At 61.9% G+C, this 22,305-nt stretch carries 12 protein-coding genes and 1 pseudogene; 8 read left to right on the forward strand and 5 right to left on the reverse strand.

What is annotated here, in order from left to right; translation table 11 throughout:
• The first annotated feature begins 252 nt into the window (after nucleotides 1-252).
• The 5 genes from AC3WUM_RS18890 to AC3WUM_RS18910 all read left to right on the forward strand — a co-directional run bounded on the left by AC3WUM_RS18890 (nucleotide 253) and on the right by AC3WUM_RS18910 (nucleotide 8,159).
• Complete coding sequence (locus AC3WUM_RS18890) at nucleotides 253-759, forward strand: sigma-70 family RNA polymerase sigma factor (RefSeq protein WP_492412152.1); 507 nt, start codon at nucleotides 253-255, stop codon at nucleotides 757-759.
• Complete coding sequence (locus tag AC3WUM_RS18895) at nucleotides 756-1,712, forward strand: FecR domain-containing protein (RefSeq protein ID WP_492412154.1); 957 nt, start codon at nucleotides 756-758, stop codon at nucleotides 1,710-1,712. The genes AC3WUM_RS18890 and AC3WUM_RS18895 overlap by 4 nt, the downstream gene beginning before the upstream one ends.
• Before the next feature lie 100 nt (nucleotides 1,713-1,812).
• Nucleotides 1,813-4,278 carry a TonB-dependent siderophore receptor gene (locus tag AC3WUM_RS18900; protein WP_492412155.1) on the forward strand — a complete coding sequence of 822 codons (2,466 nt, stop codon included), beginning with the start codon at nucleotides 1,813-1,815 and terminating at the stop codon, nucleotides 4,276-4,278.
• Between the two features lie 121 nt (nucleotides 4,279-4,399).
• Nucleotides 4,400-5,416, forward strand: coding sequence for an NADP-dependent oxidoreductase (locus AC3WUM_RS18905; RefSeq protein WP_492412157.1), 1,017 nt, complete (start codon nucleotides 4,400-4,402; stop codon nucleotides 5,414-5,416).
• A gap of 25 nt (nucleotides 5,417-5,441) precedes the next feature.
• Complete coding sequence (locus AC3WUM_RS18910) at nucleotides 5,442-8,159, forward strand: winged helix-turn-helix domain-containing protein (protein ID WP_492412159.1); 2,718 nt, start codon at nucleotides 5,442-5,444, stop codon at nucleotides 8,157-8,159.
• 66 nt (nucleotides 8,160-8,225) lie between these two features.
• On the opposite strand, the gene AC3WUM_RS18915 is transcribed toward AC3WUM_RS18910, so the two are convergent.
• A complete protein-coding gene (locus tag AC3WUM_RS18915) occupies nucleotides 8,226-8,549 on the reverse strand; it encodes a 2Fe-2S iron-sulfur cluster-binding protein (protein ID WP_492412161.1) in 324 nt (107 codons plus the stop codon).
• 379 nt (nucleotides 8,550-8,928) lie between these two features.
• Nucleotides 8,929-10,128, reverse strand: a pseudogene (locus tag AC3WUM_RS18920) (cytochrome P450); the annotation flags it as partial.
• A gap of 381 nt (nucleotides 10,129-10,509) precedes the next feature.
• On the opposite strand from AC3WUM_RS18920, the gene AC3WUM_RS18925 reads away from it, so the two are divergent.
• On the forward strand, nucleotides 10,510-12,717 hold the full coding sequence (locus tag AC3WUM_RS18925; protein WP_492412163.1) for an acyl-CoA dehydrogenase family protein: 2,208 nt from the start codon (nucleotides 10,510-10,512) through the stop codon (nucleotides 12,715-12,717).
• An 82-nt stretch (nucleotides 12,718-12,799) separates the two neighbouring features.
• Here the strand turns inward: AC3WUM_RS18925 and AC3WUM_RS18930 are convergent, their stop codons facing one another.
• Nucleotides 12,800-13,813, reverse strand: a complete 1,014-nt coding sequence (locus tag AC3WUM_RS18930; RefSeq protein ID WP_492412164.1) for an NAD-dependent epimerase/dehydratase family protein — start codon at nucleotides 13,811-13,813, stop codon at nucleotides 12,800-12,802.
• A gap of 2,767 nt (nucleotides 13,814-16,580) precedes the next feature.
• Here AC3WUM_RS18930 and AC3WUM_RS18935 point away from each other — a divergent pair.
• Both AC3WUM_RS18935 and AC3WUM_RS18940 read left to right on the forward strand, forming a co-directional pair.
• Nucleotides 16,581-18,434 (forward strand): TnsB C-terminal domain-containing protein, encoded by a 1,854-nt coding sequence (locus AC3WUM_RS18935; RefSeq protein ID WP_492412166.1) that lies wholly within the window; start codon nucleotides 16,581-16,583, stop codon nucleotides 18,432-18,434.
• Nucleotides 18,435-18,574: 140 nt separating this feature from the next.
• Nucleotides 18,575-19,477 (forward strand): TniB family NTP-binding protein, encoded by a 903-nt coding sequence (locus tag AC3WUM_RS18940; RefSeq protein ID WP_492412168.1) that lies wholly within the window; start codon nucleotides 18,575-18,577, stop codon nucleotides 19,475-19,477.
• 1,447 nt (nucleotides 19,478-20,924) lie between these two features.
• On the opposite strand, the gene AC3WUM_RS18945 is transcribed toward AC3WUM_RS18940, so the two are convergent.
• Together AC3WUM_RS18945 and AC3WUM_RS18950 are read right to left on the reverse strand one after the other, a co-directional pair.
• Nucleotides 20,925-21,707 carry a metallophosphoesterase gene (locus AC3WUM_RS18945; RefSeq protein ID WP_492412170.1) on the reverse strand — a complete coding sequence of 261 codons (783 nt, stop codon included), beginning with the start codon at nucleotides 21,705-21,707 and terminating at the stop codon, nucleotides 20,925-20,927.
• Between the two features lie 43 nt (nucleotides 21,708-21,750).
• Nucleotides 21,751-22,287: a hypothetical protein gene (locus AC3WUM_RS18950; protein ID WP_492412172.1), complete on the reverse strand. Its 537-nt coding sequence runs from the start codon at nucleotides 22,285-22,287 to the stop codon at nucleotides 21,751-21,753.
• Nucleotides 22,288-22,305 lie beyond the last annotated feature (18 nt).

The raw sequence follows: 22,305 nt of genomic DNA on the forward strand, positions 1-22,305 counted from the left end.
TCGCTGTGATCGCTCATGCTGGGCTCCGTGCCTGGCGTGGATGTGGCGGCTCGCGCCACCGTGACCGATCCTAATCGACGCTGGCTGAACTGATTAGTTCAGTGGCAGCGCATGCCCTTATAAGCGGGGCTCACCAATGCCGTGCCGAGGCGTGCGCGCTGCGGGCCTGCGGTTTCGCCGGTTAGACTAGCCGTCTCTTCGCCTCAGCCAGCTTGCGCAGCCAGGGCCCAACCGCCGCCTTGGGTTTCGCGCATGACCGATTCGACCGCCGATTCCGTCCATCCCGTCCACACGCTCTACAGCGACCATCATGGCTGGTTGCAGGCTTGGCTGCGCCGCAAGCTCGATTGCACCGAGAATGCGGCGGACCTCGCGCAGGACACCTTCGTGCGCGTGCTGCAGAAGCGCGAGCGCGAACTGCTGCGCGAACCGCGCGCCTATCTGACCACGATCGCCAAGGGCCTGCTGATCAACTTCCGCCAGCGCCAGGCCCTGGAACGCGCCTATCTCGAAGTGCTGGCCTCGCTGCCCGAACCCGAGATGCCGTCGCCCGAAACCTGCGCGCTGGTCTTCGAGGCCCTGCTGCGCGTCGACAGCTTGCTGCGCGGCCTGCCGGCGCCGGTGCGCAGCGCCTTCCTGCTGTCGCAGCTCGAAGGCCTGGCTTACGCGCAGATCGCCGAACGGCTCGGAGTGTCGACGCGCACGATCAAGCGCTACATGGTGCAGGCCTTCGCCCAGTGCCTGAGCGTGCTCGAATGAGCGCCGCATCAGGTGAGCCGATCGCGCCGCAGGTGCTGCGGGAAGCCGCGCTCTGGCTCGCGACCTTGCACTCGGGCGAGGCCGACGAGGCCGATCGCCAGGGTTTTCGCCAGTGGAAAGCGCTCAGCGAGGAACACGAGCGCGCCTGGACGCGCGCCGAGCAGCTCGCGGCGACGCTCGGCAGCATTCCGGCCGGCATCGGCCTGCCGACCCTGCAGCGCGCGCAGACGCACAGCCGGCGCGCCGCGCTGCGCACGCTCGCGCTGTTGCTGAGCGCCGGACCCGCGGTCTGGCTCGCGTATCGCGCCGCGCCGTCGGCCGACTGGCTGGCGGACGAGCACAGCAGCGTCGGCGAACGCCGCGATCTCACGCTGCCCGACGGGAGCCGGCTCGTGCTCAATACGGACAGCGCGGTGAATCTGCGCTTCGATGCCGCGCAACGCCTCGTACGGCTGCGTCGCGGCGAAATCCATATCGAGACCGCAGCCGACGCGGCGCATCGGCCCTTCCTCGTGCAAACCGAACACGGTCGCCTGCGCGCGCTCGGCACGCGCTTCAGCGTGCGGCAGTTCGAGCGGAACAGCCGTGTCGCGGTGAGCGAAGGCGCCGTCGAGATCCAGCCGGCGCGCGGTTCGGCCGCCGTGATCGTCGATGCGGGCCAGCAGGCGCGCTTCGACGAGCGTTCGGCGCAGACGCCATCGCCGCTGGGCATCGAGACTCAAGCCTGGCTCGGTGGCGTGCTCGTCGCCGACCACCAGAGGCTCGGCGATTTCGCGGCGGAACTCTCGCGCTACCGGCGCGGCCTGCTGCGCTGCGATCCGGAAGTGGCCGAGCTGCGCATTTCGGGCGCCTATCAGGTTTCCGATCCGGACCGCGCGCTGAAGCTCATCGAGAAGACCTTCCCGGTGCGCGTCGAGCGCTCGCAATGGTGGACGACGCTACGGGCTCGCTGATTTTTTTTGCACGGCAGGCCTGGGCCTGTCCCCTTTTTGAATTTCGCCGGGCATGGGGAGTAGCGGCGCACAGACCGCACGACGAAAAAGGGGTTGGGAAATGAGGGTTCGCTTCATGCTGCTGCCGCTGGCGGCAGCCTTGCCGCTGGCTTCGCTGTCGGCGGCGCTGGTCGCCGCGCCGGCCTCGGCTCAGGCCGCCGAAGATGCCCGGGATTTCGCGATCGCGGCCGGGCCGCTCGCCGACGTACTCGCTCGCTTCGCGGCCCAGACCGGCATCTCGCTGTCGTTCGACTCCTCGCTCGCGGCGGGCAAGACCAGCCCCGGAGTGAGCGGCCGATACGACATCGACCAGGCCTTGCGCCAGCTGCTCGGCGGAACCGACCTGGAGGCCGTGCGTGCCATCGAGGGCGGCTATCGGCTCGCGGCCAAGCCGCCCGTCGCCGGTGGGGTGACACTGCTGCAGGCCGTGCAGGTGGAGGCCGCAGTGAGCGATCCGACGATGACCGAGCACACGCGCTCGTACACCACGCCGGCGGTGTCCGTCGGCGGCAAGACCGCTCGCGAGCCCCGGCAGATCCAGCAGCAGGTGACCGTGGTCACCGCGCAGCGCATTCGCGACCAAGCGCTGACGACAGCCGAAGAAGCGATCGGCCAGGCAGTCGGCGTGACGGTCGCCCAAGGCAGCGGTTACTCGTCGAACGCCACGTTCTATTCGCGTGGTTTCGCAATGGCGGTGCAGATGGACGGCGGCGCGGTCAACGTCAACAACCTCTGGTACAACACCGGCCTGCCGGACATGGCGATCATCGATCACATCGAAGTGCTGCGTGGCTCCGATGGCCTGTTCACCGGCTCGGGCTCGCCGGGCGGCACCGTCAACATCGTGCGCAAGCGTCCGCTCGATCACCAGCAGGTGACTTTCGATGCGCTCGCCGCCAGCTGGGACCGCTATCGCACGCAGGTGGACGTGAGTTCGCCGCTGGCCTTCGACGGCAAGCTGCGCGGACGCTTCGCAGCGGCCGAGGAACGGCGCCACTACTTCTACGACACGGTCAGCACCGAGAAATCGGTGCTCTACGGCGTGCTCGAGGCCGACCTCAGCGACAGCACCTTGTTCACGGTCGGCACGAGCTTCGAGCAACTCGATCGCGAAGGTCTGTTCTGGGGGCTGCCGCGTTACTCCACCGGCGCCGATCTGAAGCTGCCGCGAAGCAGCTGCCTGTGCACCGACTGGTCGGGACGCGAGGACGATATGCGCGAAATGTTCGCGCGCGTCGAACAACAGCTCGGCGAGCGTTGGAAACTGAAGCTCAACCTCGGGCAGCAGTGGGTCGACTACTGGTACAAGCAGGGCAATGTCCAGGGCGGCGTGAGCCCGGCCAGCGGAGCCGGCGCCGCGCTGGCGGCGAGCCGCACCGATGTTTCGAACATCACCAAGCTCGCCGACATCACGCTCGACGGCAGCTTCGAAGTCTTCGGCCTGCAGCAGGAACTCGTGCTCGGCTGGAACTGGCAGGACATGTTCAGCGACGGCACCGGCGTGAGCCTCTACACCACGCAGCCGCCGGTCGACGTGTTCGACTTCGGCAGCCGCGATTTCGCCGAGCCCGGCACGCCTGCCACCTACGTGCCGCTGCTGCCTTACGGCGGGCAGCGCCAGTCCGGCACCTACGCGACGCTGCGTTCCGAATGGTTCGCAGGCCTGCATTCGGTGATCGGCCTGCGCAACAGCAACTTCAAGAACCTGTTCACCGCGCGCGAGTTCTACACGCGGGAGAAAAACGTCCGCACGCCGTACGCCGGGCTCAGCTACGACATCACGCAGGCGATGACGACGTATTTCAGCTATGCGCAGATCTATCAGCCGCAGTCGTATTCGATCGGCACGGATGGCAAGCCGATCGATCCGATCGAGGGCGATACCTTCGAGCTCGGCATCAAGGGCAGCTGGTTCGACGGCAACTTGAACGCGCAGGCTGCGGTGTACCAGGTCGAACGCCGCAATGCCGCGATTTCGGTCGGCACCTCGACCCAATATCAATACTGCTGCTACGTCGGCGGCGCGAAGATCGAAAGCCGCGGCTTCGACGCCGAACTGGTCGGGCAGCCGCTGCCGGGCTGGGATCTGCAGCTCGGCTACACCTTCAACATCAACGAATACAAATCGGGCTACGGAAGCAACAACGGAACCAGCTACAGCCCGCGTACGCCCAAGCATCTGCTCAAGTTCTGGTCGATGGTGAAGCTGCCGGGCGACTGGTCGGCCGCGCGCCTCGGCGGTGGCGTGAACTGGCAGTCGATCAACTACGTGACGGGCACCGCGGCGACCTACAACCCGCAAACCGACGAATACGACGGGCCGTCGGTTCCGTTCCAGTATTCGCAAAAGGCCTACGCGGTGGTGGCGCTGCGCGGCGAATATCAGCTCGACCCGAACTGGCTGCTGGCGCTCAACGTCAACAACCTGCTCGACGAAACCTATTACCAGACGGTCTCGACGTCGACGACGGGCAATTACTACGGCGAGCCGCGCAACTGGATCCTGAGCCTGAGCGGGCGCTGGTGAGACGAGACGACGAGGGCTGGGCAGTGGAAGCCCGTCCCTCGTCGCCCACCCCGAAGGGTGGGGCAGGAGGGCGGAGATGGCACGACACTCCGGCGCATAAGAACACCCAGGAGGAGAGAGCATGACCCAGACGCGCCGCTGGTATTTCGCCAATCGACCGAAGCACGAGATCGAGCCCAACACGCTCGAGCTGCGAACCGAGACGCTGCCCGAACTCGCGGAAGGCGAACTGCTGCTGCGCACGCTGTATCTGTCGCTCGATGCCACGCTGCGCCTCTGGCTCAGCGAATGGGATCTGTACATCGATCCGGTCAAGCTCGGCGATCCGATGAAGGGCTTCGTCGTCGCCGAGGTGGTGCAGTCGCGCAATCCGGCCTTCCCGGTCGGCAGCCTCGCGGCCGGGCTCGGCCTGTGGTCCGAATACATCGTCACCGATGGCAGCGGCTACTCGCCGATGCCGCGTCTGCCGGGCCTTCCGATCGGCGATGCCTTCGGCACGCTCGCGATCGCCGGGCCCACCGCCTATGTCGGCCTGCATGAGATCGGGCGCATCAAGCCGGGCGACACCGTGCTCGTCACGGCCGCCGCCGGCGCGGTCGGCGTGATCACCGGACAGCTCGCGAAGATTCACGGCTGCCGCGTGATCGGCGTCGCCGGCGGGGCCGAGAAGTGCCGTTGGCTCAAGGAAGAAGTCGGCTACGACGCCGTCATCGACTACAAGCGCGGCAATCTCGTCGAGCAGATCCAGGCTGTAGCTCCGGACGGCATCGACGTGCTGTTCGAGAACGTCGGCGGCGAGATCCTGGATGCCGGGCTCACCTGCATGAAGAACTTCGGCACCGTGGTGATCTGCGGGCTGATCTCGAGCTACAACGACGGTGCCGAACGCACGCCGGGGCCGTACATGTTCCGCAACGTCATCATGCGCAGGCTGCGCATCGAGGGCTACGTGATCCTCGACTACGTCGATCGCTACCCGGAGTATCAGCAGAAGCTCGCGGGCTGGATGCTCGAAGGCAAGCTCAAGTCGCGGCTGCACATCGTCGACGGGCTCGAAAACGCGCAGGAGGCGCTCAAGCTGCTCTATACGAGCGGCAACACCGGCAAGCTCATGGTCCGCGTCGGCTCCGAGTCCTGAGCGGACGCACAGAAGCGAAAGGCCCGTGGAAGCGCCGCGCGACACGACGAGCCTGATGCCGGACGAGCCGGTCGAAAGCGCTCGCCCGGCCACCGACTGGCAAGTGCTGCGACGCAAGCCGCTGGCCCGGCTCAAGCAGCATCCGCAGGCCAGGCTCGTCGTCGTGCAAGGCCCGGCGGGCTTCGGCAAGACGATGCTGCTGCGCCAGTATTGCGAGCACCGCAGCGAGCTCGGCGATGCGGTGGCCTGGGTGCGCATGGAATCGCATAGCGCCGAACCCGCGCTGTTCCTGCGCCAACTCTGCATCGCGGTTCGACAGCTCGCGGGCGAACGCGCCGCGACGGTGCCGCGCGCCTATTCGGTCGACGACATCGCCCACGCGCTGCGCCAGCTGAAGGGGCGCGGCGTGATCGTGGTCGACAACTACGAGCACGGAGCCGGTGCCGGGCTCGATGCGGTGCTCATGCAGCTCACGCGTCTGCTGCCGGATGGCGTGCAGATCTGCATCGGTACGCGCGTCCTGCCGGGCGCGCAGCTCTCGCGCCGCCTGCTCGACGGCCATACGCTGCTGATCGGGCATGACGACCTGCGCTTCGGGCCGGCCGAGACCTCGGAATTCTTCCGCGAGCTCGGGGCGCTGGATCCGGCGGACGTGCAGGAGATTCACGCCCGCACCGATGGCTGGCCCGCGGCCCTGCAATGTTTCCGGCTCTGCGTGAGCCGCGGGCGCAACCCGCGCAGCGTCGCGTTCTCGGGCAAGGGCGTGACGCCCGAGCTGATCGATTTCCTTGCCTCGGAAGTCTTCGAAGACCTGAGCCCGCGGCTGCAGTCCCTGCTGCTCGAACTCAGCGTGCCCGAGAAGATCAGCCCGGCGCTCGTCGAGCACATCACCGGCTCGCGGGAGGGCCGGGCGCAGCTCGCCGAGATCGAGCGTGCCGGCCTGTTCCTGATGCACACCGATCTCGAACGGCACTGGTTCCGCTTCCACAACCTGTTCCGGCATTTCCTGCTCGCTCGCCTGCGCACCGAAAGCTCCGATCAGGAGCTGCGCCAGCGCTACAGCCGGGTCGCGCACTGGTACGCCGAGCACGGGCTGCGCGAACTCGCGATCCAGCATCATCTGAATGCCGGCGAGCTCGACGCTGCGGCACAGCTGCTCGACGGCATCATCGACCGGCTCGTCGCCGAAGAGCGGCTCGGCCTGATCGAGCGCTATGCCGATCAGTTTCCAGCCGAGATCCTGCTGCGCCACGAGCAGCTCGCGAGCGATGCGATCATCGCCTACGGCTTCCGTCGTTCGTTCGACAAGGCCAACCGGCTCATCGACGCGCGCCAGCGGCTCTGGCAGAACGCAGCGGCCGGGCAGCGGCCGCCGCCGGGCCTGCATGACCACGCGAGGCTGTTCGTGCTCGCGGCGCAGGATCGCATCGAAACCATGGGCGAAGTCGCGCTCGAAGCCATGCAGCAGCTCGACGAGCAGCACGGCTCGCTCTACGCGGTCGCGCTCAATGCGCGCTCGATGTATCTGATCGGACGCGGCGAACACGAAGAGGCGCGCACGCTCATGCAGCGCGCGCGGCCCTTGCACGATCGCGACGGGCATCTGTTCGGCCGGGCCTACGAAGAAGCCATCTACAGCATGACCCTGAGCCAGCAGGGCCGCGTCGGCGACGCGGTGCGCGGGCTCACCGCCGCGCTGCGCCACACCGAGGAGGGCATGGCCGGAACCGGCAGCGCGGGCTCGGTGATCGCGGCCTATCTGGCCGAAGGCTATTACGAGCAGAACCGCCTCGAAGAGGCTCAGACGCTGATCCACGACTATGCCCCGCTTGCCGAGCAGCAGGCCATCGTCGATCCGCTCGCGGTGATCCTGCTCACGCAGGCACGCATCGCGCATCTGCGCGGCGACGAGGCCGAGGCCGAAGAGGTGCTCGAACGCATGCTCTATCTTGGCTATCGGCATTCGTTCGAGCGGCTCGTGAGCTACGCGCGCGCCGAATACGTGCGCCAGGCGACGCTGGGCGCGGACCTCGACAAGGCCGAACGCCGGCTGCGCGAATTCGATCCCGAGCACGATCGCGTCAACCGCGACGAACTGATCTTCCACGCCGGCGAAACCGAGGCGCGCACGATCACGCAGGCGCGCTACCTGATCTACACCGGACGGCACACGAGTGCGCGCGTGCTGCTGCAGTCGCAGATCCGCGAGGCCAAGCTGAGCCGGCGGCGCCGGCGCGAGCTCAAGCTCACGCTGCTGCTCGCGATCTCGCTGAACGCCGAGAACAAGGTCAACGCGGCACGGCGCAGCCTGCTCGAAGCGCTGGAACTCGGTTCGCCGCGCGAGTTCGTCCGCGCCTTCATCGACGAGCGCCAGCCGGCGCTACGGCTCATGCGCGACGTACGCTCGTCGATGACGCAGCTGCCCGACCTGCCGCAGCGCGATCGCCTGATCGCCTACCTCGATCACCTGCTCAGGCAGGCCGGCGCGATTGCGGTGGTCGGCAACTCCGCCGGCGGCCTCGTGCGCGAATTCGATCCTGCGCTCGTCGACACTCTGACCGAGCGCGAAAAGAAGCTGCTGCGCCATGTCGCCAACGGGCTTTCGAACAAGGATCTGGCCGATCGGCTGTCCGTGTCGATCAACACGGTCAAATGGCATCTGCGCAACATCTTCGAGAAGCTGCAGATCAACAACCGCGTGCAGGCGATCGCGATCGCGCGACATCTCGGGTTGATCGACTAGAGCCCCGCGCATGAAAAAGGCGCAGCCATCGCGGCTGCGCCCTTGCAGACAACGCGAAGCTAGCGCTCAAAGCACCTGGCTGATCGGCAGACGCAACACCAGACCGTCGAGCGCGTCGGTGACTTCGATCTGGCAGCTCAGCCGGCTGTTGGGCTCGGTGTGCAGCGTGCCTTCGAGCATCACTTCTTCGTTCTCGCCGATCGGCGGCAAGCGCTTTTCCCAGGCGGTATCGACGTAGCAATGGCAGGTGCCGCAGGAGCAGGCGCCCCCGCAGTCCCCGAGAATGCCGGGCACCGCGTGGTCGAGCGCCGTCTGCATCAGGCTCTTGCCCACCTCGGCGTCGACGACGTGCTCCTTGCCGTTGTGCTCGATGAAGAGGATCTTGGGCATGCGGCCCTCAAGCCTTGGTCGCGGTGAACGGGTAGGAGCCCATGAAGCCGGCCTTGGCCTTGCCGGACATTTCGGCGCCGTTCACTTCGCCCTTGAACTCGACCTTGATCTTCATCGGCTTGGTGACCTGGTTGACCCAGGAAATCTGCTTGCCGTCGTACTTGAAGTCGAGCAGTTCGGACGTCGAGCCCTGGCCGCTCTGGGTGCCGACGTAGGTGTCGCCCTTCTTTTCGAGCACGAGCGTCGCCGGCTGCGGGCCGGTGGGGCCCTTAACGACGACGTTCCAGGTGCCTTCGAGCGGTACCGGGCCGGCCGGCTTCGCCGGTTCGGCAGCCTTCGCGGCGGCAGGAGCGGAGACGGTGACGTTCTTCGGCTTCTTGCCGACCCAGACCGGCAGCGAATCCCATCCGCGCACGGTCGAGGTCGAGGACAGCACGGCGTTGTCGTAGTCGACTTCCCACTCGGGGAAGCGTTTGAGCACTTCTTCCATCGCCACACGGCCTTCCATGCGGGCGAGCGGGGCACCGATGCAGACGTGGATGCCGTTGCCAAAGGTCATGTGCGGACGCTGTTCGCGATGGATGTCGAAGCTGTCGCCGTTGACGAAGCGACGCTCGTCGCGATTGGCGCAGGCCACCATCAGCAGCAGCGCGCTGCCTTTCGGAATCTTCTGGCCGTAGTACTCGATGTCGTTGGTGACGTAGCGCGCCATGAACGGCCCCGGCGGCTCGAAGCGCAGCAGTTCCTCGATGGCCTGCGGAATCAGCTTGGAATCCTGCGCGATCTGGCGGCGCTGATCGGGATGCTCGGAGAGCGTCTTGCCCATCCAGCCGATCAGGCGATTGGTGGTCTCGTTGCCAGCGCCGGCGACGACGTTGCAGATCGCCACGACCTCGTCGCGCGTGAGCTTGCGCTTGGTGCCGCCGTTGGCGGGATCGGCGAAATCGGCGTTGAGCAGCTCCGTCATCATGTCGTCCGACGGGTTCTTCTCACGCCACTTGATGTATTCCTCGAAGTTGGCGAGCGCCTCCATCTGCAGGTCTTTCTGCTTGGTGAGGTCGATCGGCTTGCCGGCTTCAGTGCGCATGCGCGCGTCGACCGATTCGCGAATCGCAACCTGATCGGATTCCGGAATGCCGAGCAGCATGCTGATCGCGCGCATCGGCATTTCGGCGCCGAGATTGCCGATGAAATCGAAGCGATCGGTGCCGATCAGCGGATCGAGGCTACGCGCGCAGAGCTTGCGGATCTCCTCCTCGATGCCGAGCATGCGCTTGGGCGTGATGATGCGCTGCATGAGCTGGCGGTATGCCGAATGCACGGGCGGATCCTGGTGGATGAACACCGCATCGGGCATGCGCGACTTGGCCTTGATGAACTCGAGGATGTCGCCATACGCGGAGCTCATGTTGTCCTTGTCGCGCAGGCCATGCTCGACGTCCGCGTAGCGGGTCAGCGCGTAGAAATCGTGCTCCTCGTTGTAATAGAGCGGCGTTTCCTCGCGCATGCGCTTGTACGTGGGGTAGGGATCGCGGGACAGCTCGGGGGTGTACGGATCCCACTTGATCGTCGTGCTCATTACCACTCTCCTCGTGTCTATGTCGTTGATTTCAGGATGCGGGAGGGTTTTGGGGGCGACTCGAAGTCACCGCCCGCAAATTGGAGTCAGCGAACTGACTTTAATTCACCTGCGCCGCCCTGAACAGGGGGTAGGCCGATTTTCCGCTGCTTTAGTGAACAGTGCTGCCTATCCGTCGCCGGCAGGCCGTTGCCGCGTTCGCCGGCCGGAATTTGCCTGCGGACGTTCGCTGTCGTGACGCATTCCGAGAGCGCGGCGGGCGCCCTGGAATCGACGTGATTTGAACAGTAGTGTTGACTTAGACTACAAGCTCGGCGCCTGCGCTGGCGAGCGCATCGCAAGACTACAAACCGATAAGCGGAATATTCGAGGAGCTGACGCATGAAGCTGGGTTTGCCGGATGACAGCCGGGCCGTACTGGAGATGTTCGAAGGGTTCTTCGCCACCGAATCGTCCCCCGCGCGCGTGCGCGCCGCCGAGCCGCTGGGCTTCGACGCCGCGCTTTGGAACGAACTGGTGTCGATCGAAGCCCCGTTCATGCGCCTCTCGGCCGACGCGGGTGGTGGCGGCATGGGTTTGTTCGACGCCTGCCTGGTGCTCGAAGAGGCCGGCAAGCGCCTCGCTTCGGCTCCGCTGGCCGAAGCGCTCGTCGCCCTGCGCATCCTCGGCGAAGCCGGCGGCGACGTGGCGACGCAGTGGATCGAAAAAGTGCGCGACGGCCAGTCCGTGCTGAGCTTCGCCCTGCACGAGGTGAAGGCCGGCACCACGCAGCTCGTGAACGGTGGCGCGGTAGCCGCGGGCATTCTGGCGTTCGACGGCAAGGATCTCTTCATCGAAGCGCCGGCGCAGCCGCTGGAGAGTCCGCCGACGCTCGGCGGGCACGCCGTCGGCGTGTTCCAGGTCGGCAAGGGCGCGCGTCAGGTCGTCGCCAGCGGTGATGCCGCCGCCCAGCTCTGGGCCGGTGGCGTCGAGGAATGGAAGCTGCTGACTTCGGCCGCGCTGATCGGCCTGTCCAAGGAAGCGCTGCAGATGGCAGCCTCCTACGCCTGCGAGCGCATCGCCTTCGGCGTGCCGATCGGCGCCAACCAGGGCATCGCGCATCCGCTGGCCAACGACGCCATGGACGCCGACGGTGCCGGCCTGCTGCTCTGGTGGACGCTGCGCGAGATCGCCGACGGCAAGCCCAAAGCCGGCGCGGCCGTATCGACGCTGTTCTGGTGGGCTTCGCGCACCGCTACGAACTGCGTCGCGCACGCGCTGCACACCTTCGGCGGTTACGGCCTGTCGAACGAATACGACATCCAGCTCTACCACCGTCGCGCCAAGAACTGGGCGCTCGTTGCGGGTGATCCGCGTGCCGAACTCGTGCGCGGCGGCCGTCGCCTGCTGCTCGGCGAGACGGCCGCGCTGCCCGACGTCGGCGCCGTCGACATCGACTTCGAACCACCCACCGGCGGCAAGGCGCTGGCCGACGAAACGCGCGCGCTGTTCAAGCGCATCATCGATCCGAACAGGCACAGTCTGTTCGAGAGCAATTTCGAAAGCCACGCCTGGGACGTGCATCGTGCGCTCGGCGAAGCCGGCCTGCTGTATCCGGACTGGCCGGCGAAATGGGGAGGGCGCGATGCCGACGCCGAGTCCGCGCGCGCCAGCCTCGCGGTGTGGAAGGAAGTGGGCTACGCCGGCCTGGCGCGCAGCACCACCTCGATGATCGGCCACGTCATACAGAAGACCGCCAAGCCCGAGCTGCAGGAGGAAGTGCTGCTGCGCATGGGCCGCGGCGAGATCACTGCCGCGCTCGGCTACACCGAGCCCTCCGGCGGCTCCGACGTGTTCGCCGCCAAGACGCGCGCCGTGCGCGACGGCGACGATTGGATCATCAACGGCGCCAAGATGTTCACCTCGGGTGCCGAGCTCGCGAGCTACGTGATCCTGATCACGCGCACCGATCCCGACGCGCCCAAGCACAAGGGCATCACCGTGTTCCTGGTGCCGCTGAACCTGCCGGGCATCGAGATCCAGCCCGTGCACACTTTCATGGACGAGCGCACCAACGCCACGTTCTACCAGGACGTGCGCGTTCCCGATAAGTACCGCATGGGTGAAGTCAACGGCGGTGCCAAGGTGCTTGCCGCGGCGCTCTCCATGGAGCAGTCCGGCGGCGCCACGCACGTGTACATCGACGATATGGCGCGCAACGTCGCCGAGTGGGCTCGCAACGAGCAGCGCGACGGCCGCCCGCTGATCGAGGATTCCGACGTGCTCGCACGCCTGGCGCGCACGTATGTGGAAGCACGCGTGTCGGAGGTGCTGTCGGCGCGTGTGCTCGGCGCCAAGCTGGCCGGCATTCCGGACGCGGCCTTCGGCCCGGCCGCCAAGGTGTTCGGCACCGAAGCCTTCATCACCAATGCGGCCGACCTGATCGACCTCGCCGCACCGCGCTCGATGCTGCGTGGCAAGGAAGGCCTGGGCCTGGTCGAGAAGGGCTATCGCCATTCGACCGCGACGACGATCTACGGCGGCACCAGCGAAGTGCTGCGCAGCATGGTCGCCGAACGTCGCCTGGGCTTGCCGCGCAGCCGGGCCTGATGAGCGCGGCAGCGCGAACCACGCGCTGATCGCAGCCCGAAGCCTGCGTCGCCCGTGCAAGGGCTACGCAGGCTTTTTCATGTCATGCGCCGGCCTGGCCGCGCTCGCGATACGCGTACCAGGCCACGGCGTCGCGCACGGTTTCGGCGATCGGTCGCGGAGTCCAGTGCAGTTCGCGGCGCGCCTTGCCGTTGTCCATGCGCTGAAACGCGTTCGACAGAAACACCGCGTCGGTGCTCAGCAGATAGTCCTTGCGGCCGATCAGCTTGAAGATGCGTTCGGCGATCCAGGCGACGGCGTAGGCGGTGCGCAGCGGGATCAGCTTCGGCGGCGGATTGCCGCCTTCCCTGGCGGCGAGCGCGTAGAAGTCGCGATTGCTGATGAACTCGTTGGCGATGATGTAGCGCTCGCCGACGCGGCCGTATCGCTCCGCGAGTACCGCGGCTTCGGCCGCATCGCGAATATCGATCGTCGGAGCGCCCGCGTCGAGCACGTACCTAGCTTTTCCCTTGGCGACCTGCCAGAGCATGTTGCCATGCGGCGTCGGCTGATAGTCCTCGGGGCCGTAGGTGTTGGCGATGCACAGCGCCACGCCCGGCAGGCCGCGCTCACGACAGCAGGCCAGGAAACGATTCTCCGCCTCGAGCCGCGCGAGAATGTAGGCCGAGGCGCGATCACGCCAGTTGAAGGCGATGTCTTCGGTGACAGGGCCGTTCGGATTGAGGCCCAAGGTGCCCATCGTGCTCGTGAAGACGAAACGCTGCACACCACATTCGAGCGCCACGTTCATCGCGTTGACGAGGCCTTCGACGTTGTTGCGATAGAGCGGCGTGGTATCGGTGAGCCAGAAGCGCGGATCGAGCACGCTGTAGAAGACGCTGCCGACGCCGTCCATCGCGGCCCGCAGCGACGCGGTGTCTAGCACGTCGCCGTAGTGGATCTCGGCATCGAGATCCTTCACAGCCTCGGTATTGCTGCTCTTGCGCAGCAGCAAGCGCACTCTGCGGCCTTGCTTCACGAGCAGGCGCGCCACATGGCTGCCGACGAAGCCGCTCGCACCCGCCACCAGCACCGGCTTGGTCGTATCGACCTGCATGCGTTTCTCCTCGGATGCTTTTGTGAGTTCTATTCGAAGCGCCAAAGCTGTCGCGGCCCGGCTTTCCATTCTGCGGCAGCCCATTTCGAATCGAAACGCTTTTCTAGCTCGACGACGCAGCTTCACTTATCGAAGCCGGCCCTCGTGCGAACGCTTGCCGCGCCCTTGCGACGCAACGGTCCGAAAGGCAGCAACGCTTCGAGACCGATGAAGACATCGAACGTCAGGCTTTCGATTCCGAGCAGATCGATTTCGAGCAGCTCGGCAGGGAAGGGTGGATCAAGCTGCCTTTGCGCGAGGCGCCGTTCGCCGAAGGCAAGACTCCGGCGTTCTACGACTGCCTCGTCGAACTCGTCGAAGTCGCGCGCAGCCGATCGTTCATCAATTCGTTTACCGCCCGACCGCAGCGACTCCCTATCGCGAGAGCGGAGTCGCTCGGCCGATGAGACTTCAGGACTGCCCAGGCTTGCGAGTCATCGAGCTGATCGAGTCGGCGATATCGGCAAACAGGGCAGCACCGGTCGCGGTGATCAGGAGGGAGTAGAGAATGGTCATGGCGAAGCTCCAAGGTGAGTCAACGATTGCCATTCTCTGCAATATTGATGATTAAGTCAATATTGGACTTTATTGCAGTATAAAAAATAAGATCAATATTGACTTTTGGTCGAACGCTGATGAACTGTCCGCTCCGGCTTTAGGACTGCAGCCATGCGTCGAAGTCGAAAAAACAGTCACTTAGGTTGCAAATGCAGAGCTTAACCCTCTCATTGAAGTCCCTCGACGCGGAGCTCTGACCGGAAAAACCACCGGGCGCAGAGATTTCTTGCCACGAGCCGCAGTCCTAGAACCAACGAAGCCACCGGCCGCGCTCGAACCGCCATGATCACTTATACCTGCTCGAAATTCGGTCCAATCAATTGAAGACGCCCTTTCGAGGGGAAGCGCCAGAAGCTGAGCCTCTCGAGCCGCGCCTGTGTGGTCTCGATGATCTCCGAGTACCTTGTAGGTTGAACGCTGTACTTCCACGGGAACCGCTTTCTATAGCACTCGACCCATTGGTCATCGGTAGCGAGCCTGCCTATAAATCGGATCTCGCCACGGCGTCGTGCGCATGGGGTTCTAGCCTCGACATTCTCTGAGGCAATCTCCGCTCGTTCGAGGAATACTCCATAGGATTCTGTCTGCTCGCGTGCCATCACACGGCGCAAGGCCTCAGTGAAACGTGCAGGTCCATGCTGCGCTCCACTCTCGGAAAGTCGAAGGTTGCTCAACATCTCGTCAGTGATTGACTGATTAGGAGGGGTGCAAAACCTCAACCGAAAAATCTGGTGTTCGGCCGCTGGTGGCGGTGGCAGGAGTTGCCAGGCTTTCCCAGGCAGTAGCACTGACTCAATGGATGCGATCTCAAAAATCTTAGGATGGCTCACTTTCAACGAACGAAGTGGCTCGGCTGCCGCGCATGCAACCGGAAAGTCATAGCCGAGAAAATACTCCTCCGGTAATCCTTTCCATACTGAAGCTCGAAATGCGTCAAAAAGTTGCCATATGAATGGGGTGATTGGGTAAGTTGAATGCTCGGTGATCAAAGCTCGGATCATGGCATTTGTCATGGATTTCGCGGTTCGAATCCTGCCCAATCCGATATACATAAGCACGGCACCAGACAGCATGCAGAGGCAGTCGAGAAACGACTGGCGGCCAGCCTCCCGAACCCAACGCCGAAGCTCGCTTGAACTCCTCTTTGGATGCTTTTCAAGCGACTGCCAAATCTTACGTAGGTCGGGTCGAAGATTTGGGAGCACATGGCGAGTCCAATTTAGATACGGTCGCTCGCCCCCCACGACGCGCCAAAGCGGGGTTCCAAAGATATTGGAAGCTCCCGGAGCGCAGCGATCCCAAAACTCAAGTGTATGCCGTTGCGGTGCTCGGCCACGTACATAGAGAGTCCAACTCCTTCTCCTTATCCTGCGCGTCCCTGCCTTCTTCGACACGGGACAGAGTCGGCGTTGCATCTCGAGAATCGACTCGCATTTCTGGGCCCGTAGAAGGTGGCGCATAGCCAAGCGACTGGCGAGCGAAAGCAACGATCGTGATTTTGGGCGCCAGTCATGCGACGCAATCCTGGCAAATATCGTAGAGGACATTTGGCGATCTCCCCTTCTTAATCCGAGAGAGGCAGAGATACAAGATACGATTTTTGGGCGCCATGCCCAACCGGAAAAACTCGGACTAAAGTCAACAGCCCGAACAATTGCGGACTGACCAATGAGCGAGAGCGCGCCATCCAAGTCGAACCTCGGAGCTCTGCTACTAGCCCGATACGGGCTAGTTATGGGGACTGCGCAATTGCGCGAGGCGTTGTGTTACCCCTCGACCGATGCGCTACGGGTTGCTATCGCACGCGGCAAAGTCGGACTACGAACCTTCACGATTCCAGGGCGGCGAGGACACTTCGCACTAACCCAAGAGGTCGCTACGCATCTTGATGAGCATATGAAAGCTTCATTTCCCGACAAACAAACGGAGGTGCCTCACGAATAAATCCAATTACCGAATGAATTATTCATAACGCTTTGCCGGGCATTGGGCAAAACAAAGGGCCGTGACTAGACGGCCCTCTGGAGTGCTGCATTAGGCGGATTAGGAACCCCACCTGAACAGCAGTTTGTCACCCCTGCCTGAAAAGTCAACCCGCAGATGAGTAGCGGAGGGTCGTGTTCGGCTCGCAGCCGACGACCAATCATGTGCAGTTAAGGAAGGGTGCAACATGGAAAGAAATTTGGTGCTCACATCTGGGCGGTTACCCGAGATCAGCATCGGGGCCATTTACGAGTTTGGCAGCGAACGCATCCAAGTAATTGCGGTTGAGGACGATGATTGCATCGTGCAGCGATATGGAACGCGGGATCGATGGTCGATCAGTAGGAGCGAACTTCAAGCGGGAGCATATCTACCGAAAGTCGGCATTGACCTCAGCAAGTTCACCAAAGATGCATGGGCGCGCGGCCGAGAGATATACGAGGTATTGCAACGGCTAGAAAATAGCGGCAAGCCGATCACAGAAGACTTGCTGAAAGCCGAGGGGGAAAGGCTCAAAGGGAAATTGGGCTTGCGGCAAATGCAGACATATCGAGCTCGATACCTAGCTAACCCGTGCGTGACCTCCTGTATCGCAGAAAAAGGAGGGCGCAAGCCGAAATCAAAGAATCTCCATCCGCGGGTGGAGGAGATCATTGGCGCGAGCGCTGACAAGGCACTCAAATCGGAAGAAGGCACGTCCCTCGACAAAATTTGGACTGAAGTAAGGGACCGTTGCGAAAATGAGAAATTACGTATACCTGCGAAAGACACAGTATGGCGACGCCTCCAGAGTCGCGGATTTAGTTTACGCCGCCGTCGTCACGCGGGACCCGCAAAGTTCCGCGAGTCGATGACGCAGTTGCGCGGTAAGCATGAAGTGGGATTCCCAGGAGCAGAGTATCAAATCGACCATACGCAGATCGATCTGATGACTCTGGATGACTCCCGCCGCTTCGCCCTTGGTCGCATGTGGCTAACCCTTGTAATGGACGTTTTTTCGCGCTGCATTATGGGATTTTTTCTATCGTTCCTCCCGCCACAGATCGCATCGGTTCAACGTGCTTTGGCTATGGCGGTCATGGACAAGAGGCGTGCCCTGACGATTTGGGGGCTAGATTCTCTTGAGTGGCCGATGGCAGGTATTCCATCCACAATCCTCACCGATCACGCTCGCGAGTTTCACAGCGCGCCGTACCTCGCCGGATGCGATCAGCACGGCATCACCCCTATTTGGAGGCTGGTCAAATCTTGGGGCGGGCATATCGAACGGCTGATCGGTCGGCTCATGGGGCGCCTGCATCTTCTGCCTGGAACAACCTTTTCCAACACGCCAAAGAGAATCGGCTATCAACCTGAGGCGAAGGCGACGATGACCGCATCGGACACAGTGCGTTACATCGTTACTCAGATATGCGAGTACCACGATACCAAGCACAGCTCGCTGGGAATAACTCCCCGGATGCAGTGGGAGAATAATCAACACCTGGTGCCAAAAGGCGTGCTCCGCGCACCGCCGATGCCTGCTTTTTTTTACGACTTTCTCCCTGAGTACAAATCGACACGGAATCGAGATGGCTTGCATTGGGGTGGCTACGTATACAACTCCAGAGTGCTTGCGCCAATACCCGTACGACAGCAGGTTACTTATAGGATCGACCATCTCGATACATCAAGAGCATTTGTCCGAATGCCCGACAGCCTCTATATCGAGGTCCCCCGTATCACCGCAGTGACTTACAAAGAGCACTCGCTAGAACGGCAGTTGCGTAGTTCTCGCTCAGCTCACTGCTTCAGTCCGGTGATCGTTGGTCGTCGCGATGCTTCGACGAATCTCGGAAGTGAAATCAAGACGCGTGCGAAGACAGAAACTGAAGCGGCCCGAGCATTCAATAAGATGCTTCCCTCTCCGCAAACTACGCCGGTCGAACCGACGACGCTGGACTTCAACCTCCCAGATAAGTCGTCGCCTTCGGCGATCTCATTGAAAGGTGAGGGCGCATTTTGCAAACCCACAAGGATTCTGACGACAACTAAGCTTTGATGATCCCTGTAGGACATCTTAGTTCAGCGAGTCTATCTAGTACTTCATTCGGGGAAATTAACCCGCTTGAAGGTCAATCGTATGAGGAAATCGCCGAGATAAGAGCTCCGCTGAGAGTACTCAATAACGAGGTAGTCAAAATGAATGACTTCACCGCCGAGTTCGAGCCAGAACGTTTCGAGCATCTCACTCCACAAACGGCTTTGCTGTTGAATGCGCCACTCGCGACAAGACTTGCAGCCATCGACGAGGATATTTTTATTGCCTGGGATGGAGCTGAAAACGTGCTGGACGCGCTCGAGCATCGCTATAGCATGCCTTCCGGCCCGCGGAGGCGCTGCCTGCTACTGATCGCAATGCCCGGGCAAGGAAAGACCTGGGTACATCGGGAGTTCCTGAGGCGGCATCAAATCGATCAAGAGACACTGCTCGCCAAGGATGGATCGAGGCCTGTGTTGCTTCTCTCACTCGCCTCCGTTTCCTCAGAAGAGGACTTTCTTGTCCGTCTCATCTCGACGCTCGGTGCTCCGGTTCCCACGCACCGACAGAAGACGCGAGAGATGAAGGTTAGAGCGATTCAACTGCTCAGGGCATCTGGGATTCGACTTCTCATCATGGATGAGTGTCAGGATCTTGGGCACCTCAAGCCAACAGAAATTCCGGCTGTGGCGTCCTATCTACGTCACATTACAAACGAGGGAGGTCGCCCGCTGGTACTCATGGGCTCGTCGGAAGCACACTTGTTGATCGCAACAGATGAACACCTTCGTACGCGATTTGACGTGATTACCTTGCAACCTTGGCGAGATCCCGAACGGGCGAGGGCATTCATCTATGCCCTTCTGACTCAGATTCCCCTTCCGAAGCCTTCGCCCATCACCGACGACGACACGATTGCGAAGCTGCTCGAACGCGTGGGAGGTAATACTGAAAGGATTGTTCACACAATTAAAGGCGCTGCTCGTGCTGCATTGAAGAGCGGAGCAGAATGTATCGATAGGAAGCTACTTTTCGAAAATATCGTTTCGGAGCCCTCACCGTGAACTACCAAGTCGATCCGCGGATACACAGCAATCGGCTTTGGTATGCACCACAGCAGTATTCCGAAGAAATGCTGGGATCTTGGCTTGTTCGAACCGCCAGTGTTTATGGTGTTACACCACTAGAAATGCAAACTCATCTTTTACTCGAAAAATCTGCATTCTCTCAGAGCTCTCCGCGGACAAAGAACGGGGAAGAAAGCCAAGAAAGCTGTGCACCCCGGACGGTTTGCGACAAGGTTTATTGCGATCTAGGAACCTACTGCCCAATTTGCTTTGCTCGCGATCTTCGCAGCGGTGTCATGCCGTGGTTTCGGAAGTCATGGCACCAGTCATGGAGTACGCACTGCGCAACTGACCAAACGCCTCTTTTCCGATGGCGCTTCTTCACTAGTGGTGGAGATATCTTAATGCCATCTTGGCTAGGAAAATTGCACCTTGAAAAGAGACTGGTGCGCCTTACTGACGAAACGCGCCCCTTCGTTACTCAACTTCAATTGGCCCGGAAGGTTCGGTCGTGGGTTTCCCACCGCACGTCCTCAGCCCTTCCATGGCTACAACAGCTTGAGTTCGAACGCATCCTGCTTGCAGGAAATCAGAGCTCATATGCATTGGCCGGGGTAGCCCCTAGAGAATTGAGACGAATAGTCGGCGACGCCGCAACCTTCCTGGGATCCTCCTTTGAAGGGAGGGGGGCTTGCCCAGCAAATTACCTCGCTAGCTTCCTGGGGCCGTCATGGCTATTTTCCAGGTCGTTTGCAAGCGCAAGCCGAATAGCTGTCCCGGGCTTAACCCGAAGTGTTCGGCTGTACTCTGACCCGGCTGAACGCCGTTCCCTGATATCTCTCGCTATCAGGCTGTTTGCTTCGTTTTCTGCTGATGCTGACTTCGACGAAAATGCGGTGGTGAAACGAACTGGCGAGACTGGGCTTACACGCTCGCTAAACAGATCGCCACGAATTGCCTCTAGGTGGGCGGCAGAGCGGGCGAAGTACTGGCCAAGAGTGGCATCACTAGGCTTCCGAGATTCGCTCGACATCGAGTCTAGCCGCTGGCCATCGTTCAATGTCTGATCGAAATAAGAATGGCATTCCAGGAAACTTTCATGTTGAACGATTTTCACTGAAAACCTGTCACTTTTCCAAGTGAAAGAGCTCACTGCAGAGGCGCTCGACGATCTTGCTCGACCAGAAACTCAGGGTGAGGGTATGCGAATTGGAAAAACCACTCTCGAATATGCTCCCAGTCATAGCCTTGGTCGCTGGGTTTGGAACATGTGTTGTCGCTTTCACACTCCAGAAAAGACTCTAAAACGCTGATCCAGCCATCACTTGCGTCGATTTATGAGTGCGCTTGATACAACTGATTCAGAACTCGCTGAAAGATCTTCCTGTAAAAGGTCGACAACCCGTAGCCATTTAAATGTTTCGCTAGGCGTAGGGAACAGTCATTACCATTCTTCGCGCCCCCTCCAGTGCCCTGCGCTTTCTCCAGCGCGATCGTTGACGGTGATGCACTTGTTCCAATCAAACCCTCCGGAACTCTCGCCCGGATACCCTCGTTGATTGCTTGCAATCTTCCGATCGTTAACCTCGACGACCGTGCTCCAATGCGTATGTCCATGCACCCATAGGCGAACCGGTCCGCGCACAAGATCAGGATGATCGTTGTGAAAAGACGCGAGCATCAGGTCGGGCTCGAATCGCGGGTTGTACGAGTGCATGGTCGGCGCGTGATGCGTTATGACGATGATGGGGAGGACGCTCTTATTGATTGCATCGCGCAACCAAGCTTGGCTTTCCAGTGACATCCGCCGCGTCATGTACGGGCGAAGGCGACGACGCCCGAGCTTGATCTCGCTGTAATCGGGCATGAATTGGCGTGCCTCTGACATCGCGGCCGAACGAAGATGTGAGCCGAAGCAATCGAAGTCGGTCCATAGCGTGCAGCCGATGATGCGAAAGCCGTTGAGATCGATGCACGCCTTCTCAAGGATGGTGACGTTGCTTCCAGCTGCAGCTAGCCGAGCCCGAGTGAACGTCTCCTCGTACACGCCACCGTCGTGTTCGTGATTGCCGAGCACATAGAGGACAGGACGACCTTCGAAGGCCGTCTTAGCCCAGGACACGCTTTGGCCCACCGGGCCGATATCGCCCGCCAAGATCACGACATCCTCTCCGATCGACGGCAGAAAAGCAGGAGCGGCTTCGCACTCGAGGTGAATGTCGGACATGTAGCGGACAGTCATCGGCACGGGAATAACACCTTGCGATTACTCATCGTCCGCTGGGTTGGTCGCCATCGGCTACGGCGATTCCTAGAGTGCGCATGCTGTTCGCACTCAGTGCAAGATGGACAGCGCGCCAAGTCGGTGTATGTACTAGACCCATCTCAGGCAAGATCATGGTGGCCTGCGGCCCGAACAAGAAGCGGTGCGGAACCACAGCGCTCATGTGGCCCAACACATCCATTCGGTCGTCGATGAAGTGCGTAATGCCTTTGTCCCGGCAAAGCTGCGCTTTCTGCTCTCGCCGCAGGCAAAAGACCAAGTGGCAGTGGGGAATTCCAGTGCGTTCGAAGAACCGATGGTGAGCAAGCCAGCGGCGTGTCTTCTCCTGCGTCTTCGGGAATGCTTTTGACACGAGCCAAACGCGTCCGGCAAACGCACTGACCAGATCGGGCACGACTTCGAACATGCCAGGGTAGGGTGGCGTATGAATCGCAGCCTCAGTGCTGCCCCCCAGAAACGAAGTGTCTGGACCGCCTTGATCTCCGGCCATGATCAATACGCGGCCGATATCAATTCCAAGCACAGGGTGTGTTTCCGTTCC

It is taken from the genome of Hydrocarboniphaga sp. FW305-C-57, assembly GCF_058783045.1.

Excerpts from the sequence above, each read along its gene's own strand:
- AC3WUM_RS18890 (WP_492412152.1), top strand. The coding sequence starts at position 253 with ATGACCGATTCGACCGCCGATTCCGTCCATCCCGTCCACACGCTCTAC.
- AC3WUM_RS18895 (WP_492412154.1), top strand. The coding sequence starts at position 756 with ATGAGCGCCGCATCAGGTGAGCCGATCGCGCCGCAGGTGCTGCGGGAA.
- AC3WUM_RS18900 (WP_492412155.1), top strand. The coding sequence starts at position 1,813 with ATGAGGGTTCGCTTCATGCTGCTGCCGCTGGCGGCAGCCTTGCCGCTG.
- AC3WUM_RS18905 (WP_492412157.1), top strand. The coding sequence starts at position 4,400 with ATGACCCAGACGCGCCGCTGGTATTTCGCCAATCGACCGAAGCACGAG.
- AC3WUM_RS18915 (WP_492412161.1), bottom strand. The coding sequence starts at position 8,549 with ATGCCCAAGATCCTCTTCATCGAGCACAACGGCAAGGAGCACGTCGTC.
- AC3WUM_RS18925 (WP_492412163.1), top strand. The coding sequence starts at position 10,510 with ATGAAGCTGGGTTTGCCGGATGACAGCCGGGCCGTACTGGAGATGTTC.
- AC3WUM_RS18930 (WP_492412164.1), bottom strand. The coding sequence starts at position 13,813 with ATGCAGGTCGATACGACCAAGCCGGTGCTGGTGGCGGGTGCGAGCGGC.
- AC3WUM_RS18935 (WP_492412166.1), top strand. The coding sequence starts at position 16,581 with ATGGAAAGAAATTTGGTGCTCACATCTGGGCGGTTACCCGAGATCAGC.
- AC3WUM_RS18940 (WP_492412168.1), top strand. The coding sequence starts at position 18,575 with ATGAATGACTTCACCGCCGAGTTCGAGCCAGAACGTTTCGAGCATCTC.
- AC3WUM_RS18945 (WP_492412170.1), bottom strand. The coding sequence starts at position 21,707 with ATGTCCGACATTCACCTCGAGTGCGAAGCCGCTCCTGCTTTTCTGCCG.